The organism is Pseudomonas sp. GM74, assembly GCF_000282455.1.
Lineage (GTDB): Bacteria > Pseudomonadota > Gammaproteobacteria > Pseudomonadales > Pseudomonadaceae > Aquipseudomonas.
The window spans coordinates 1-16,896 of record NZ_AKJG01000109.1; the positions used below are offsets into that span (position 1 = coordinate 1).

The window sequence follows — 16,896 nt, forward strand, 5'->3', positions numbered from 1 at the left end:
GGCGGCTGCGCCAGCTGCCGCACCTGCGGCTGCACCAGCGGCACTCGAATCACCACCGGTGGAAGAATTTTCAGGAGTTGCGGCTGGTGCAACGCCGGTTCCAATGCGCCGATCAAGATCCTGGTATCGCTCCAGGTTTTCCTGCTTCATGCGCGCTACATCATTTTGCAGAACTTCAATCGCACCTTGCTGGCGCTCGATCTGTTGCTGCATTGATTGCAGTTGGTTGAACAGCTCGCCCTGTGCCGAGACAGGGGCCGAAACCCCTCCCCCGGCATAGGCGCCGTTCGTACCGTAACCTGCAGGCGGATAACTGCTCCCGCTATTGTTATAGCCGGAGTCATTATCGACCACAGGAACCGCAGCCCACACCGCAAGCGGCGCGAGGCTGAGAGCCAGGACAGTTACAGCACGACGGCACGTTCGCATGACGAATTACTTACGCAGTTCGACGCGACGGTTTTGAGCCCAGGACTGCTCGTCGTTGCCGGTAGCAACTGGACGCTCTTCGCCGTAGGAAACCAGTTCCAGCTGAGCTGGGGAAACACCTTGCAGTACCAGGTAGCGCTGAACGGCTTTCGCACGACGCTCGCCCAGTGCCATGTTGTACTCACGAGTACCACGTTCGTCGGTGTTGCCTTCCAGAACAACGCGAGCGCCGTTTGCTTTCAGGTCTTTGGCGTGAACGTCCAGAGCGCGCATGGCTTCTGGCTTCAGGTCCGAGCTGTCGTATTCGAAGTAGAAAGTGGTGATAGCGCGCAGTGCAGCTTCTTCGCTCAGGGAGCCGTCAACTGCACCAGTGTTTGCGCCGTAACCAGCGTTTGGATCTACCGCGCCTTCACCGGCATTGTCGCCGCCTTTGGACGAGCAACCTACAGCTACAGCCATGGCCAGTGCCAGCGCAGCAAATTTACCAAACTTCAGCATTTCCATCGTGAAACTCCTAATGAACCCCAGTGTGTTAAGTAAAACGTATAGCGCCGCGTCAGTTCAGGTAAGGGGACCAGGAAGGTTCTCTGACTTCGCCTTGTGCGGTAGGAAGCGGGAGCCTTACGCGTCCATTGATGGACACGAGCATCAAGACTCCCCGGCCCTGCTGGCGGGTGGCGTAGATTACCATGGTGCCGTTGGGCGCGACAGTAGGCGACTCGTCCAGAGTGCTATCAGTGAGGATTTTTACACTACCGCGCTGCAAATCCTGGGCCGCCACCTTGAAATTGGTGAAGCCATCCTGACGGTGAATCATGACAAGCGTCTTTTCATCAGCCGACAGTTTAGGGTTGGCGTTGTAGTTACCGACGAAAGTCACGCGTTCGGCACCGCCACCACCGGCACTGGTCTTGTAGATCTGCGGTTTGCCGCCACGGTCGGACGTGAAGTAGATGGTCGAGCCATCCTTGCCCCAGAACGGTTCGGTGTTGATGCCTGGACCGTTGGTGACGCGGCTGATCTGACGCGAACCCAGGTTCATCACATAGATGTCCGGGTTGCCGTCTTTGGACAGTACGAACGCCAGGCGATTGCCATCCGGCGACCAGGCTGGCGCACCGTTCAGGCCTTCGAAGTTGGTGATCTGCTCACGGCGACCGGTGTCGATGTTCTGCATGAAGATGCGTGGACGCTTCTGCTCGAAGGAGACATAAGCGATACGCTTGCCATCCGGTGCGAAACGCGGCGACAGGATCGGCTCGCGCGACTGCAGCAGGGTCACGGCGCGAGCACCGTCGTAGTCCGAACGTTGCAGGGTGTAGCGAGTGTTGTTCTCGGAGAAACGCTCGGCCGTTACGTACAGCAGGCGAGTCGAGAAGGCACCCTTGATACCCGTGAGTTTTTCGAACGACTGGTCGGAGATGTAGTGCGCCATGTCGCGCAACTGATCGACGCCGCCCGACACGCTGCCGGTCAGCACTTGCTGCTCCGTTGCCACGTTGAACAGTGCGTATTGCACCTGCAGGCGACCGCCCGCCGGCACAATGCTGCCGACCATGACGTACTGGGCACCCAGCGCCTTGAAGTCACGGAAGATGATTTCGCTGGCCTGGCTCGGCTGGCTGATCATGTTCTGCTTTGGAAGCGGCGAGTAGTAACCCGAGTTGCGCAGGTCGTTACCGATGATTTCCGCCATGTCGTCCGGCAGCACGCTACCGCCCTGGAAGCCGAACGGTACGACGGCGATCGGGGTCGCCCGATCGCTGCCGCTGGTAACCAGAATGTTTTTCTCATCTGCCATCGCCATCCCTGCCATGCAGCAGATAACGACCAGCATTCCTCGTAGAAGGTTTCTCACAAGGCTAGATCCTCAGGTGTGAATGTCATCTTGAATGAACGATACGGAGCGAAATCACTCGGCTTCATTCCCTGCATTTCTGTCAAACGTCCAATATTCTTCACCGCTGCAACAGCCGATGCGTCAAACGGACCGTCGCCACTGGACCTGGACACGCTGACCGAAGTCACCGTACCGTCCGGCAACATGCCGATTTGCAACACGACCGTCATGCCTTTGCGTGCCGAAGGTGGACGAGCCCAGCCTTCCGCTGCACGCGCACGAATCAGGTCATCGAAACTGCCGGCGACTTCGTCGCCCTGCTCATCGGCCAAGGCCTGCTGACGCTGCGGCGTGTCGGAAAGCAAATCTGCCAGGGCCTGGGCCTTTTTGTCTTCGGCGGATTTACGCGCCGCATCCTGCGATTTCTTCTTCGCAGCATCGGCGGCAGCTTTCTTCTTCGCTTCCTCGGCGACTTTCTTCTTCGCCTCTTCAGCTTCAGCTTTCTTCTTGGCGTCTTCCGCGGCTTTCTTCTTCGCGTCTTCGACGATCTTTTTCTTGGCTTCTTCAGCGGCCGCTTTCTTGGCCTCTTCTTCCGCGGCTTTCTTGGCTTCTTCTTCGGCTTTCTTCTTGGCTATATCAGCCAATTGTTTCTCTTCTGCCTTCTTGGCTTCCGCGGTTTTCTTCGCTTCGTCGGCTTTCTTGGCTTCATCAGCCTTTTTCGCCTCGTCCGCTTTCTTCGCCTCGTCGGCCTTCTTGGCTTCTTCGGCCTTTTGAGCCGCCTCTTCTTTCTTTTGTTCCGCAGCCTTCACCGCTTCCTGCTCGACCTTTTTCTGTTCCATCTGCTCGACTTCGGTCTGACGCGCAGCCGATTTCTGCGCTTCACCGGCAATCTTCTGATTGGTCTGGGTGGTCGCCCGACTTTTCGATTTCAGCTGGTACAAGGTCGCCTGGACAATCGGCTTGGCCGGCGGCAATTCCGGTGTGAAGGCAAAACTGACGAACAGCATGCCGAACACCAGCACGTGCAAGCCAATCGCCCAGACACTAGGCCAGAAGTAGCTTTCCGAGGCGGACGGCTCTCGCTGTTGCTGCATCAGGGCGCCTCGGTAATCAAGCCAACATTACCGACCCCGGCTTTCTGCAACCCGCCCATCGCGCCCATGACGGAGCCGTAATCGACGGACTTGTCGCCGCGAATGAAGACCTGGGTACGCTTGCCGCCTTCGTTGCCGACGCGAATGATCTTGGTCACCGCGTCAGTCATCTGCGGCAGGGTCATGGCTCGATCCTGCTGTTTTTCGGTGTCGACTTCGCTGCCAAGGTTCCAGTAGTAGGTCTTGTCGGACTTGATCGAAATGGTCAGGACCTGGGTGTTGTTGTCCTGCGGCAAGGCTTCACTGGAAACCTTGGGCAGGTCAACTTTCACGCCCTGATTGAGCATCGGCGCGGTCACCATGAAAATGACCAGCAGTACCAGCATCACGTCGATGTAAGGCACCACGTTCATCTCGGCAACCGGCTTGCGCTTGTTTCGCGCTCGAGCGATTAAAGCCATTGGTAATTACCTGCTTATTCTTCGCTGGTGTGCACTTTGCGGTGCAGGATCGCCTGGAACTCATCGGCGAAGGTGTAGTAACGGCTGATCAGCGTTTCGCTGCGAGCGGCAAAACGGTTGTAAGCGATCACGGCAGGGATCGCGGCGAACAGACCGATGGCCGTGGCGATCAACGCTTCGGCGATACCCGGGGCCACTGTGGCCAGGGTCGCTTGCTGGGCGGTGGCCAGGCCACGGAAGGAGTTCATGATCCCCCAGACGGTACCGAACAGACCGATGTACGGGCTGACGGAACCAACGGTGGCCAGGAAAGGCAGGCTCTGCTCGAGCTTTTCTTCTTCGCGGGAAATGGCGACGCGCATGGCACGGGCCACGCCTTCCATCACCGCTTCCGGATCAACGCCTGACTGCTGGCGCAGACGGGAGAACTCCTTGAAACCGGCACGGAAGATTTGCTCGACGCCCGAATCAGGGTCCGGGTTGCTGCCGGCCTGACGGTACAGCTTGGACAGGTCGATACCCGACCAGAAGCGCTCTTCAAAGCTCTCCAGGGCACGTCGACCGGCGCGCAGCAGATTACTGCGCTGAAAGATCATGATCCACGAGGTCACCGATGCGGCTACCAGGGTCAGCATTACCAGTTGCACCACGATACTGGCATTGCTGACCAGGCTCCACATGGAGGAATGGTCGACGACGTTAGCTTCCACGCTTTATCTCCTGCTTTGAGTGTGTACCCGCGCCGCTCACGTCGGCAAAGGCCGCTCGTAGAGCTTCGGGAATGGCCCGGGGTTTCAAACTTTCAGTGCGCACACAGGCCACCAGAAACTGCCCTTCGCAGAGCAGCACATTATCCGTTGCCCGCCTGACCTGCTGTTTGAAGCGCAGGCTGGCACGGTTCAATTCGATTACCTCGGCGCTTACCAGCAGTTCGTCATCCAGTCGCGCCGGCGCGTGGTAGCGCGCTTCGCTGGAATGCACGACGAACAACAGGTCCTCACCGGCAAGCGTGGATTGGGCAAAGCCCAGATCTCGTAGCCGCTCGGTTCGAGCCCGTTCCATAAACTTGAGGTAATTAACGTAATACACGATGCCCCCCGCATCGGTGTCCTCGTAATAAACGCGACAGCGATGTGCGAAAGGCTCAAGCCCGTTTTGCGCGCGCATACTCTAGTGCTTACTCCTCAGGTTGCCAATCCGGCATGGCAACTGTTTTTCATTGTTCTGCGGCTTTCACGTGAAAGTACGGTCCTGGGACCCTACATTGCCCGAAAAAATCAGCACGCAATGTTAATTAATCGTCAGCGGCATCGAGAAACTCGTCTACCACGGGCATTTCGCCCAATCGTGACGGAATGTTTAAACCGAAATGCAGGTAGGCATGCCGCGTCACCACCCGCCCCCGAGGCGTGCGCATGATGTAACCCTGCTGGATCAGGTAAGGCTCGAGCACGTCTTCGATGGTGTGACGCTCTTCGCTGATGGCGGCGGCCAGACTGTCGACCCCGACCGGCCCGCCGTCGAACTTCTCGATCATGGTCAACAACAGACGCCGGTCCTGGTGATCGAAGCCACGTTCGTCGACATCCAGCAGGTTCAACGCCAGGTCGGCAATCGGCTTGGTGATATGCCCCTTGGCGCGAACTTCGGCAAAGTCGCGCACCCGGCGCAGCAGCCTGTTGGCGATCCGCGGCGTACCACGGGCACGGCGGGCGATTTCGAAGGCGCCTTCCGGGTCCAGCGGCAAACCGAGGATGCTCGCCGAACGACTGACGATCGTCGACAAGTCGGCGTTATTGTAGAACTCAAGACGCTGAACGATGCCGAAACGGTCACGCAACGGGTTGGTGAGCATCCCCGCCCGCGTCGTTGCGCCGACCAGGGTGAACGGCGGCAGATCCAGCTTGATCGAACGTGCGGCCGGGCCTTCGCCGATCATGATATCGAGCTGGAAATCCTCCATGGCCGGGTACAGCACCTCTTCAACGATGGGCGACAGGCGATGGATTTCGTCGATAAACAGCACATCGTGAGGCTCAAGGTTGGTCAACAGCGCGGCCAGGTCGCCTGGGCGCTCCAGCACCGGCCCCGAGGTGCTCTTTATCGACACGCCCATTTCCTGGGCGATGATGTTGGCGAGAGTGGTCTTGCCCAAGCCGGGCGGCCCGAAGATCAGCGTGTGATCCAGGGATTCATTTCGACCGCGAGCGGCCTGAATGAACAACTCCATCTGTTCGCGAACGGTCGGCTGGCCAATGTATTCGGCCAGGCTGACCGGGCGAATGGCGCGGTCCTGGACTTCTTCGCGCTCACGCGGGCTGTGCGTGGCAGCGATCAGACGATCAGCTTCAATCACTTAGATCATTCCCTTCAAGGCGCGGCGGATCATGTCTTCACTGCTCAAATCTTTCTCTTTGATCGCAGACACCGCCTTGCTTGCTTCCTGGGGCTTGTAGCCCAGGGAAATCAAGGCGCTGACGGCGTCAGTCTCGGCAGTGTTCACCGGAGCCGGTCCATCCGGCTGGTTCGGCACCAGGGCGAACATGGCCGGTACGGTTTCCCAGGCCTTGAAGCGATCCTTGAGCTCCACCAGCAAGCGTTCGGCGGTCTTCTTGCCGACGCCCGGGACCTTGGTCAGCGCCGAAGTGTCCTGGGACTGTACGCAGCGAACCAGCTCGTCGACTTCCAGGCTCGACATCAAGGCCAGGGCCAGTTTCGGCCCGACGCCGTTGAGGCGGATCAATTCGCGAAAAAAGTCGCGCTCACGCTTGCCGACAAAACCATAGAGTAACTGTGCGTCTTCGCGCACGACCAAATGGGTATGCAAGGTTAGCGGCTCACCGACCGACGGCAAGCGGTAAAGGGTCGTCATGGGCACTTCAAGTTCATAGCCCAGGCCATTTACATCCAGAATCAGATGGGGAGGCTGCTTCTCAGCCAGGGTGCCGCGCAAACGTCCAATCACGTTACAAATCCTTGAGCGTTGGCCAGCTCTTGGCCAGCGACTGATAGAGCGAGCAATACCGCCGACAACACAGGCGGAACGCACTCACTCCATGAAAATGATTGCTGATGCTATCAGAGACGCAGGCGCCCGCCACGACTGCGTGCAGCTCCCAGCCCATGGGGCAACAGGCTGGAACGGGTGTGAGCGTGGCAAATGGCAATGGCCAGGGCGTCCGAGGCATCGATCTGCGGCTTGCTGGTGAGCTTGAGCATGTGCATGACCATCATTTGCACCTGCTCCTTGTTGGCCGCACCGGTACCGACGACCGCCTGCTTGACCTGGGTTGCGGTGTATTCGGCAATTTCCAGGCTTTCCTCGGCCCCAGCCACGATCGCTGCGCCTCGTGCCTGCCCCAGTTTCAGGGCGGAATCGGCATTACGGGCCATGAACACCTTTTCGATCCCCATGGTCACCGGATGGTACGTCTGAATGATCTCCCGTACCCCGCGATAGACAATCTGCAGTCGCTCATGCAGCTCGCCGGCACCGGTGCGGATACAACCGGAGGCGACGTACTCACAGCCACGGCCGGTATCACGAACCACACCGTAACCGGTGATGCGCGAACCAGGGTCGATACCAAGAATTAAAGTCATAACGCCTGCGGGTTAAGTAAGAGCACGAAAATTCAATACAACGAATAACAAATGTGGGAGCGGGCTTGCTCGCGAAAGCGGTTTCATATTCAGCAACAACGTTGCCTGCAAATCCGCGTTCGCGAGCAAGCCCGCTCCCACATGGGACATTGTTGCCCTTTAGCCGAGCTGTGCAGCCACCGACTCCGGGATGTCCGCATTGGAGTAGACGTTTTGCACATCATCCAGGTCTTCGAGCATGTCGATCAGCTTGAGGACTTTCTCGGCACCTTCCAGATCGAGCTCGGCGCTGGTGGTCGGCAACATGACGATTTCCGCGTCGTCACCCTTGAAGCCCGCCGCTTCCAGTGCGTTACGCACCGAATAGAACCCGGAAAAAGAGGTGAACACGTCGATCGAACCGTCTTCGTTGGTCACCACGTCATCGGCGTCGGCTTCCATGGCGGCTTCCATCAGTGCGTCTTCGTCAACGCCGGCAGCGAAGGAGATCTGCCCCTTGCGTTCGAACAGATAGGCCACAGAACCGTCAGTCCCCAGGTTGCCGCCGCATTTGCTGAACGCATGACGAACAGCGGCTGCGGTGCGATTACGGTTGTCGGTCATGCATTCGACCATCACCGCCACGCCGCCCGGACCGTAACCTTCGTAGGTCAGCTCGACCACGTCGTCGGTGTCGGCAGCGCCGGTACCGCGGGCGACGGCACGATCGATGATGTCGCGGCTCATGTTCGCACCCAAAGCCTTGTCCAGGGCCAGGCGCAGACGCGGATTGGAGCCTGGATCACCCCCACCCTGACGGGCAGCGACGGTCAGCTCACGAATCCACTTGGTGAAGATCTTGCCCCTCTTGGCATCCTGACGTTCTTTGCGGTGCTTGATGTTCGCCCACTTGGAATGACCAGCCATAACTCGCTCCGAATTCTCTTTGAAACATTGCCCGCCGCACTGTATTGCGCCGGCCGGCAAACAAAAATCTTGAACAGCTCTATCTATAAAGAAAGGGCGCATCCACAGATGCGCCCTTCAGGTCAACCTTACTCGGCCTTAGGCGTTTCGCGCAGACGAATGTGCAGTTCGCGCAATGCCTTGGCATCCACCTGGCCCGGTGCCTGAGTCATGACATCCGCCGCGCTCTGGGTTTTCGGGAAGGCGATCACTTCACGGATCGACTGGGCGCCGGTCATCAGCATCACCAGACGGTCCAGACCGAAGGCCAGGCCACCGTGCGGCGGCGCGCCGTATTTCAGGGCGTCGAGCAGGAAGCCGAATTTCTCTTCCTGCTCCGCTTCGTTGATGCCCAACAGGCGGAAGACCGCTTGCTGCATCTCTTTGCGGTGGATACGGATCGAACCGCCACCCAGCTCGGTACCGTTCAACACCATGTCGTAGGCACGGGACAGAGCGCCGGCCGGGTTGGCTTCCAGCTCCGCCGGGGAGCACTTCGGCGCGGTGAACGGGTGGTGCAAGGCGCTGAAGCTGCCGTCGTCGTTCTCTTCGAACATCGGGAAGTCAACGACCCACATCGGAGCCCATTCGCAGGTCAGCAGGCTCAGGTCGTGACCGAGCTTGATGCGCAATGCGCCCAACGCTTCGCTGACGATCTTGGCCTTGTCGGCGCCGAAGAACACGATATCGCCGTCAACTGCACCAACACGATCCAGGATCACGTTGAGGTTGGCTTCAGGGATGTTCTTCACGATCGGCGATTGCAGACCGTCAACGCCATTGGCGCGCTCGTTGACCTTGATGTACGCCAGGCCCTTGGCACCGTAGATGCCGACGAACTTGGTGTAGTCGTCGATCTGCTTGCGCGGCATGCTCGCGCCGCCAGGCACGCGCAGGGCGGCGATACGGCATTTCGGGTCGTTGGCCGGGCCGCTGAATACCTTGAAGTCGACTTCCTTGAGCTGGTCGGCCACGTCAACCAGTTCCAGCGGGTTACGCAGGTCTGGCTTGTCGGAACCGTAGCGGCGCATGGCTTCTTCGAAGGTCATGTGCGGGAACTCGCCGAATTCCAGGCCCAGCACTTCCTTGAACAGGTTGCGGATCATTTGCTCGGTCAGGCCCATGATCGCTTTTTCATCGAGGAAGCTGGTCTCGATGTCGATCTGGGTGAATTCCGGCTGGCGGTCGGCGCGCAGGTCTTCGTCACGGAAGCACTTGGCGATCTGGTAGTAACGATCGAAGCCGGCCACCATCAGCAGTTGTTTGAACAGCTGCGGCGATTGCGGCAAGGCGAAGAACGAACCGGCATGAGTACGGCTCGGCACCAGGTAATCGCGCGCGCCTTCCGGGGTGGCGCGGGTCAGGATCGGCGTCTCGACGTCAAGGAAGCCGTTCTCGTCCAGGAAGCGACGGATGCTGGTGGTCATGCGCGAACGCAGACGCAGCTTCTCGGCCATTTCCGGGCGACGCAAGTCGAGGAAGCGATAGCGCAGGCGGGTTTCTTCGCCGACGTCGGAGAACTCGTTCAACGGGAACGGCGGAGTTTCCGATTCGTTCAGCACTTCCAGCTCGTAGCCCAGGACTTCGATCATGCCCGACGCCATGTTGGCGTTGGTCGCACCGGCCGGACGCAGGCGAACCTTGCCGGTGATCTTCACGACGTACTCGCTGCGCACGCGATCGGCAGCGGCGAAGGTTTCAGCGCGGTCCGGATCGAACACGACCTGGGCCAGACCATCACGATCACGGATATCGAGGAAAATCACCCCACCGTGGTCACGGCGACGGTGGACCCATCCGCAAAGGGTAATTTCCTGGCCGTCCAGGCTTTCGTTCAGTTGGCCGCAATAATGGCTGCGCATCATGGTCGTGGTTTCACTTCTCGTAATTCGAAATTCGGTTGGAGATCCTACAGCAGCCCCGCCTTTAAAAAAGTCGCCGGGTGATGCAAGAGCTCGCGTGTCGTTCAACTCAGGTTCCAGACCTTAGTCAGCTTTGTCGCCGCCGGCCAGGTTCTTCTTGGAACCGGTCTTGAAATCGGTTTCGTACCAACCCGTGCCGCTGAGGCGGAAGCCCGGCATGGACAGCAACTTCTTAAGCTCTGGCGCCTGACAGGCAGGGCAGTCGACCAGCGGTGCATCGCTGATCTTTTGAATGGCTTCCAACTGATGACCACAGGAAGCACATTGATAATCGTACATCGGCATGGAGGTTGTCTCGGCGATCAGATTGCTACCGCACACGCAGGGTTTTGCGGCAAAGAGCGGGATTATATCCATTAAATGCGGCCTGTGCAGCCGTAAGACTGCACAGACCGACACTCTGCTGCTTTCGCCGCCCCGGCTAGGCCGTGGCGATGCAACCCCCCTCCTTGAGGCTGTGCACGACGCAGACAACCCGCACCAATCCACTGAAGTTCCTTACCCCGCCATGGCGCAAGTGAACTTCGCGGTCCACATGGGACAACAGGTTATTGACAGAGCAACCATTGACCCGGGCCATCTGCGCCAAAATATCCCAATAAACCTGCTCAAGCCGCAAACAAGTGGCGAAGCCATTCAATCGCACGGAGCGTGACAAGGGTTGGGCCAGCCCCATATCGAACTCGCGAACAAACGGATCAACCCTTACATCCATGTGCGAACCGTATCGCCGCTCTTCCAGCCTTTCATAAACCATAACGCTGACACTCCTTTGTCATCCTGGTTTCTTTAAGCGCAACTGCTTGTCGCCTTATAAAAACGCAGGTGCAAAGGTATTTTCCAGCCGACTTTATGACCCTCGACGTAGGATAAGCCAACAACTTTTGGCAGACCCTGGAGAACGTCCTACCCCGGACACTTTCCCACGCAGAGAAGCGATGCCCCCTTCAGAAACACCGTACGGAATGGTGTAGGAAAGAAGAGCGCGAACAACACTTCAAGGTGTCATCCGCGCACGAGTGCGTTACTGGTCCAGCAGAGCGCGGAGCATCCACGCCGTTTTTTTCATGCGCCTGCATACGCCGGATCAGCAAGTCGGCCGCAGTCAGGTACCGCAACCCCGTAACTTGGGGGCGACCTGCGGCAATTTGCCCCCCAAAAGAGCCGCCGGACGCCCTGATTTGAGTAGCCTGCGGCTTTGCTGTTAAATAGACGGTGTGTCGCCAATGCCTATTTTTCCGGGCATGGCGCATAGGCTGATACCGGGTACGTGTCCAACGCCTCTTTATTATCTTGAAGCGAACCGTGCGCCATCAGCTCTTCCTTGTGAGCTGCCTTAACGTGAGTTAATCAAAATGTTGAAAATCGTCCATCTGTTGATAGGCGCAGCGGCCTTGCTGCTGTCCTTCATCCCTAGCCTGCAATCCGAGGCCTTACCTTACCTGCAACAACCCGACGCACTGTACCTGGCCTTTTTCGGCCTGCTCAACCTCACACTTGCACCTGTCATCCCTTACTGGAACAAAGGCCCGCGCCACCAACTGCAAAACCTGGTCAGCGCCCTGCTGGTTCTGAGCGTGGTCCTGCAAACCCTGACGCTGATCGCACCAATGCCCGTCATCGCCGGTCAACCCGCCGTACTGTTCAGCCTGGTCGCAGCCCTGATCGCCGTTGCCCTGCACCTGGGCATCAGCTTCTACAAGTCATCACCAGCCGCCGCCTCGCCAAGCTACGACATGAGCAACCGCGATACTGGCACCGTCAAGTGGTTCAACACATCCAAAGGCTTCGGTTTCATCTCCCGCGACTCCGGCGACGATATCTTCGTCCACTTCCGGGCCATTCGCGGTGAAGGCCACCGTGTCCTGGTCGAAGGCCAGCGCGTGGAGTTCTCCGTCATGAATCGTGACAAGGGCCTGCAAGCCGAAGATGTGATCGCCGCACTGCCGCGCCGCTGATTCAAGGCCCCTCCCAAAAAAAACCGCGCACAGCCCAGGCTGTCCGCGGTTTTTTTCATGCCAGCGACGCGCTCAATAGTGCGGCGGCGGCGCCTCTTCTTCGAATGACTCGAACTGCCCGACCATTTCCTCCTGCCGCTTGAGCAGCGCGGCCATTTGCAGTTGCAGACGCTCGACCACCCGCTGCTGCGCCACCAGCACATCGTTCAATGCCTGGATGGTGTCATCCTGAAACGCCAGACGGCTTTCAAGCTCGGTAACGCGTTCTTCCAGGCTCATGGTTCAGCCCTCCAGAAACGTAAAATCATCGGTCAAAATCAAGCGCAAACGTTCGCGAATCGCGGCGATCTGCTCCGAACCGTAGGGTTTTGCCGGATGCTTACCCCAAACCGGCGCTGGCCAGGCGGCATCTTCGCGCTTGCGCACAATCACATGCATGTGCAACTGACTGACGACATTACCCAGCGCCGCCACATTCAACTTGTCCGCATCGAACGCGTCCTTGAGCACTTGTGACAGCGCAGTGGTTTCCTGCCAAAGCTGTTGCTGGTCTGCGACATCCAACTGAAATATCTCGCTGATAGCCTCGCGACGAGGTACCAGGATGAACCATGGATAGTTCGAATCGTTGGACAGCAGCAACCGGCAGAGCGGAAAGTCCCCGATCGGTAACGTGTCTTGTTGAAGTCTTGAATCTAAAGCGAACACTGCGCGTACTCCCGCCGGGCCATCATTTTTCAGCTTAGCGCCCATCCAGACGGAACAGCGCACCAAGCGACCGGACGGCAGCATACCTTCGAACGGCGTACGCTTCACGGCGAACCTTGCATCGAGGCCTGGAGCGCCAGCGAAAAGCTGACAGCCGCCCCCGGATGGGACAATTATCGCAGCCGCGCACCATTACAGAACCGAGTAGCAGGCAAAAAACGCCGAAATGACTGATCAACAAGGAAAAGTTCGCTTCAGGCAAGCGGCCGACAGAGATGTATTCAACACAGGGTTAAAAATTTTTTGCACCAAAACCGCACAGTGGGTCTACGCTGAACGCTTCGACATCCGCCATTTACCCAGTGGTGGGGTGAACCGGTAACATTTCTGGTTGCCAGGCTGTCGATGAGAAGGGCGCAACATGATGCCAGGCAAGGCGTCAAGTCCAAACCAAAAGCGCTTGCCCCCCCCGGTTTTATGAGGTTTTTACAGCACCTGGCAATCAATTAGAAAAAAAGCGTAACAAAACACGAATTTGTGCACGCTTGTTGCATTCATACTCAACATCGCCCGATGTGGCACCCGCTGGAAGCGGGGATCCTCAGGCAAAAAAAACAGTGGCAAGGTAGCCCGATGGAGATTCAAACGTTTCACCAGGACTCTTTTTACCGACGACAAGGCGCAAAAAACAGCATTAAAGTTGTCCGCCGGGTTGCGTCGGAGCTGGAAATTTGCGACATCTACCTTGCTGTTTGCGACAGGGTCGTAAAGAAGGCGAAAGGTTAGATGCGCAAGTATCGCCAACATTGTCGGCGTGATATAAGTTTGCGCCGACACAAAAAGAAAGAGCCGCCCAGATAATAAAACAGGTGGGACGGCAGTACTCTTCTAAAACCAAAGGAGCAAATCACGATGCGCGTGATGAAGTGGAGCATGATCGCACTGGCAGTTGCAGCAGCAGCCAGTACCCAATTGGCTACGGCCGCCCCTTTCGTAAGTGACCAGGCTGAAGCCAAAGGTATTGTTGAAGACAGCACGCTGAACTTGCTGGTTCGCAACTACTACTTCAACCGTGATAACAAAGATGGCGCTCGCGACCAGAAAGACTGGACCCAAGGTATCTGGGGCAATTTCAGCTCCGGCTATACCCAAGGTTTGATCGGTGTTGGCGTTGACGCTTTCGGTTACCTGGCAATCAAACTGGACGGCGGTGATGGCACCGGCGGCACCGGCAACATGAGCCGCGACGCCGATGGCGAAGTCAACGACAGCCAAGGCAAAGCCGGTGGCGCTGTTAAATTCCGCGTATCCAAAACCGAGCTGAAAGTCGGCGACATGCAGCCAAGCACCGCTCCGGTGTTCGCAGTTGGCGGCTCCCGTATCCTTCCTCAAACTGCCAGCGGCATCCAGCTGCAGAGCAGCGAAGTCAAAGACCTTGACCTCGAAGCCGGTCACTTCTACTCGGCGACCAGCCAGGACCGCAACGCTCGTGATGGCGGCCTGTTTGCAACCTACGCTGGCGTAGAAGCCAACTCCATCGACTACTTCGGTGGCAAATACGGCATCACCGACAACCTGTCGGCATCGCTGTACGGCGCCAAGCTGGAAGACATCTGGAACCAGTACTACGCCAACCTGAACTACACCATTCCGCTGGGTGGCGACGAGTCGCTGAACCTGGACGGTAACATCTACAACACCAAAGATACCGGTGACGCCAAAGCGGGCGAGATCAGCAACACCGCTTACTCCCTGGCAGCCGCTTTCTCGTTCATGAAAGCACACACCATCACCCTCGCCTTCCAGAAGGTTAACGGTGACACTCCGTTCGACTACATCGGCGTGGGCAAAAACAACCGCGGCGGCGACTCGATCTTCCTCGCCAACTCCATCCAGTACTCTGACTTCAACGCCCCAGGCGAGAAGTCTGCCCAGGTTCGTTACGACCTGAAAATGGCTGAGTATGGCGTTCCAGGTCTGAGCTTCATGACCCGTTACGTTAAAGGCTGGGACATCGACGGCACCAACACTCCAGCAGGCAGCGCTTACGAAGGCCTGTATGGTGCAGACGGCAAGCACAACGAGACCAACTTCGAAGCCAAGTACGTTGTTCAGACTGGCCCGGCAAAAGACCTGTCCTTCCGTATTCGTCAAGCATGGCACTTCGCTAACGCTGACGAAGGTGAAGGCGACGTGAAAGAGTTCCGTTTCATCGTCGACTACCCGCTGTCGGTTTTGTAATCGCATCCAGTTAGTTTGCGGTAACAAACAAAAGGCCCATCTTCGGATGGGCCTTTTTTGTTGTCTGTGAATATTGTTCAATTATTGAACAATCGCCATACATGCCTGACCGAAAAGTCAGGCATGTATGACAAGGTCTATCACTGCACTGCGGACTCCTGAACCACACGAATAACCCGCTGTGGAAATGGAATATCGATGCCGGCCTCTCGCAGACGATCACGGGACAGTTCGTTGAACATGAACATCACGTCCCAGTAATCGGCAGTCTTTACCCAGACACGAAGCGAAAGCGTGATCGAGCTGTCACCCAGGGTAGAAACAACTGCCTGTGGTTCCGGATCTGCCAATACTCGCGGATCCTTGGCCAACTCCAGCAATACTTCACGGGCTTTCTGCAAGTCCGCTTCGTAATCAACGCCTACATCAAAAACGACTTTGCGGGTCGGCTGACGATTGGTGTTGGTGATGATGCCATTCGACAGATTGCCGTTAGGCACGATGATGGTCTTGTTGTCACCGGTACGCAGTACGGTATGGAAAATCTGGATGCTGTCGACAGTACCGGCGATACCCTGAGCCTCGATCCAGTCACCGATGCGAAACGGGCGAAACAGCAAAATCAGCACGCCACCGGCGAAGTTCGCCAGACTGCCCTGCAAGGCCAGGCCAATGGCCAGGCCTGCCGCACCAATCGCTGCCACAAACGAAGTGGTTTCCACACCGATCATCGAGGCCACGCTGACGACCAGCAGGATCTTGAGGATGATGTTCGCCAGGCTGCTGATAAAACCTTGCAGCGCCAGGTCGGCATTACGCAATGCAATCAGGCCGCCGAGCTTTTTCGTGACCTTGTTGATCAGCCACCAGCCGATGGCCAGGGTGATGACCGCCAGCAGTACACGGCTGCCGTATTCCATGATCATCGGGATCCAGGTTTGGGATACCTTGACCAGATTGTCTACCTCGGCATTTAAGTCCATCTACTCTCTCCTGTTTTCCGGCTACCCGGCACGCGTAAAAAAGCGGCAGAAAGATCGAACCGCGACGGGCTCAATCGTTTCTGCCGGTGCTTGGATCTGCGACGTCGCAAACGCCAAGAGGTTCCCGCTTTCAGACTCAGTCGCGGAAGTTGTTGAACTGCAGCGGCATACCGAATTCCTTGGCGCGCAGCACTGCAATGGCTTCTTGCAGGTCATCACGTTTTTTGCCGGTAATGCGAACCTGCTCGCCCTGAATGGCCGCCTGGACCTTGAGCTTGGCGTCTTTGACATGGGCGACGATTTTCTTCGCCAGCTCCTTGTCGATGCCTTCCTTGAGGACGGCTTCCTGCTTCATCAGCTTGCCCGATGCGAACGCGTCCTTGACTTCAAGGCACTGCACGTCGATTTTGCGCTTGACCAGCGCCAGCTTGAGGATCTCAATCATCGCTTCGAGCTGGAAATCCGCTTCGGCGGTCAGGTTGACGGTCAGGTCTTTTTCCTTGAACTCGAAGCTGCCTTTGCCTTTCAGGTCATAACGACGATCGAGTTCCTTGACGGCGTTCTCGACCGCGTTGGTGACTTCGTGTTTGTCCAGTTCGGATACCACGTCGAACGACGGCATGTAATCTCTCCAAATTTAAAGGCGCACTGATGGAGCACGCCTGGCTTGCGGTTAAAATCCGCGCTGATTATAACGGGTCTTTCCCATCAT

20 protein-coding genes are annotated in these 16,896 nt (G+C 57.5%); 2 read left to right on the forward strand and 18 right to left on the reverse strand.

Going from position 1 to position 16,896, the window contains the following annotated elements:
* The 14 genes from PMI34_RS28390 to PMI34_RS06825 form a co-directional block, all read right to left on the reverse strand.
* Positions 1-429 (reverse strand): YbgF trimerization domain-containing protein (locus PMI34_RS28390; RefSeq protein ID WP_274517716.1); only part of this gene is annotated, 429 nt, incomplete at its 3' end.
* A 6-nt stretch (positions 430-435) separates the two neighbouring features.
* Positions 436-933: a peptidoglycan-associated lipoprotein Pal gene (gene pal, locus PMI34_RS06880; RefSeq protein ID WP_003178634.1), complete on the reverse strand. Its 498-nt coding sequence runs from the start codon at positions 931-933 to the stop codon at positions 436-438.
* Positions 934-985: 52 nt separating this feature from the next.
* Positions 986-2,266: a Tol-Pal system beta propeller repeat protein TolB gene (gene tolB / locus PMI34_RS06875; protein ID WP_167362903.1), complete on the reverse strand. Its 1,281-nt coding sequence runs from the start codon at positions 2,264-2,266 to the stop codon at positions 986-988.
* Between the two features lie 17 nt (positions 2,267-2,283).
* Positions 2,284-3,363, reverse strand: coding sequence for a cell envelope integrity protein TolA (tolA, locus tag PMI34_RS06870; protein WP_008052446.1), 1,080 nt, complete (start codon positions 3,361-3,363; stop codon positions 2,284-2,286).
* Complete coding sequence (gene tolR, locus PMI34_RS06865) at positions 3,363-3,815, reverse strand: protein TolR (protein WP_162130368.1); 453 nt, start codon at positions 3,813-3,815, stop codon at positions 3,363-3,365. Before tolR ends, tolA begins: the two co-directional genes overlap by 1 nt.
* A 23-nt stretch (positions 3,816-3,838) precedes the next feature.
* The gene (gene tolQ, locus PMI34_RS06860) at positions 3,839-4,534 is read right to left on the reverse strand and encodes a protein TolQ (protein ID WP_008052448.1); all 696 of its coding nucleotides are present in this window, start codon (positions 4,532-4,534) and stop codon (positions 3,839-3,841) included.
* On the reverse strand, positions 4,524-4,991 hold the full coding sequence (gene ybgC / locus PMI34_RS06855; protein ID WP_008052449.1) for a tol-pal system-associated acyl-CoA thioesterase: 468 nt from the start codon (positions 4,989-4,991) through the stop codon (positions 4,524-4,526). The genes tolQ and ybgC overlap by 11 nt, the downstream gene beginning before the upstream one ends.
* A gap of 127 nt (positions 4,992-5,118) precedes the next feature.
* The gene (ruvB, locus tag PMI34_RS06850) at positions 5,119-6,180 is read right to left on the reverse strand and encodes a Holliday junction branch migration DNA helicase RuvB (RefSeq protein WP_008015800.1); all 1,062 of its coding nucleotides are present in this window, start codon (positions 6,178-6,180) and stop codon (positions 5,119-5,121) included.
* Positions 6,181-6,789 (reverse strand): Holliday junction branch migration protein RuvA, encoded by a 609-nt coding sequence (gene ruvA, locus PMI34_RS06845; RefSeq protein ID WP_008052450.1) that lies wholly within the window; start codon positions 6,787-6,789, stop codon positions 6,181-6,183.
* 113 nt (positions 6,790-6,902) lie between these two features.
* A complete protein-coding gene (gene ruvC / locus PMI34_RS06840) occupies positions 6,903-7,427 on the reverse strand; it encodes a crossover junction endodeoxyribonuclease RuvC (protein WP_008015799.1) in 525 nt (174 codons plus the stop codon).
* A gap of 159 nt (positions 7,428-7,586) precedes the next feature.
* On the reverse strand, positions 7,587-8,333 hold the full coding sequence (locus PMI34_RS06835; protein ID WP_008052451.1) for a YebC/PmpR family DNA-binding transcriptional regulator: 747 nt from the start codon (positions 8,331-8,333) through the stop codon (positions 7,587-7,589).
* A 128-nt stretch (positions 8,334-8,461) separates the two neighbouring features.
* Positions 8,462-10,237 (reverse strand): aspartate--tRNA ligase, encoded by a 1,776-nt coding sequence (aspS, locus tag PMI34_RS06830; protein ID WP_008052453.1) that lies wholly within the window; start codon positions 10,235-10,237, stop codon positions 8,462-8,464.
* A gap of 120 nt (positions 10,238-10,357) precedes the next feature.
* On the reverse strand, positions 10,358-10,579 hold the full coding sequence (locus PMI34_RS0127445) for an FmdB family zinc ribbon protein (protein ID WP_032829812.1): 222 nt from the start codon (positions 10,577-10,579) through the stop codon (positions 10,358-10,360).
* 136 nt (positions 10,580-10,715) lie between these two features.
* Positions 10,716-11,051, reverse strand: a complete 336-nt coding sequence (locus tag PMI34_RS06825; RefSeq protein ID WP_008052454.1) for a ribbon-helix-helix domain-containing protein — start codon at positions 11,049-11,051, stop codon at positions 10,716-10,718.
* Positions 11,052-11,649: 598 nt separating this feature from the next.
* On the opposite strand from PMI34_RS06825, the gene PMI34_RS29550 reads away from it, so the two are divergent.
* A complete protein-coding gene (locus PMI34_RS29550; protein ID WP_008052457.1) occupies positions 11,650-12,252 on the forward strand; it encodes a cold-shock protein in 603 nt (200 codons plus the stop codon).
* Positions 12,253-12,324: 72 nt separating this feature from the next.
* Here the strand turns inward: PMI34_RS29550 and PMI34_RS06815 are convergent, their stop codons facing one another.
* The gene (locus PMI34_RS06815) at positions 12,325-12,531 is read right to left on the reverse strand and encodes a SlyX family protein (RefSeq protein WP_008052459.1); all 207 of its coding nucleotides are present in this window, start codon (positions 12,529-12,531) and stop codon (positions 12,325-12,327) included.
* Positions 12,532-12,534: 3 nt separating this feature from the next.
* The gene (locus PMI34_RS0127450) at positions 12,535-12,960 is read right to left on the reverse strand and encodes an HIT domain-containing protein (protein ID WP_032829813.1); all 426 of its coding nucleotides are present in this window, start codon (positions 12,958-12,960) and stop codon (positions 12,535-12,537) included.
* A gap of 912 nt (positions 12,961-13,872) precedes the next feature.
* On the opposite strand from PMI34_RS0127450, the gene PMI34_RS06810 reads away from it, so the two are divergent.
* Entirely contained in the window at positions 13,873-15,201 is a 1,329-nt protein-coding gene (locus PMI34_RS06810) for an OprD family porin (RefSeq protein WP_008052462.1), read from the forward strand.
* A 140-nt stretch (positions 15,202-15,341) separates the two neighbouring features.
* Here the strand turns inward: PMI34_RS06810 and PMI34_RS06805 are convergent, their stop codons facing one another.
* A complete protein-coding gene (locus PMI34_RS06805; protein WP_008052464.1) occupies positions 15,342-16,184 on the reverse strand; it encodes a mechanosensitive ion channel family protein in 843 nt (280 codons plus the stop codon).
* A 136-nt stretch (positions 16,185-16,320) separates the two neighbouring features.
* On the reverse strand, positions 16,321-16,806 hold the full coding sequence (locus tag PMI34_RS06800) for a YajQ family cyclic di-GMP-binding protein (RefSeq protein WP_007977344.1): 486 nt from the start codon (positions 16,804-16,806) through the stop codon (positions 16,321-16,323).
* Positions 16,807-16,896 lie beyond the last annotated feature (90 nt).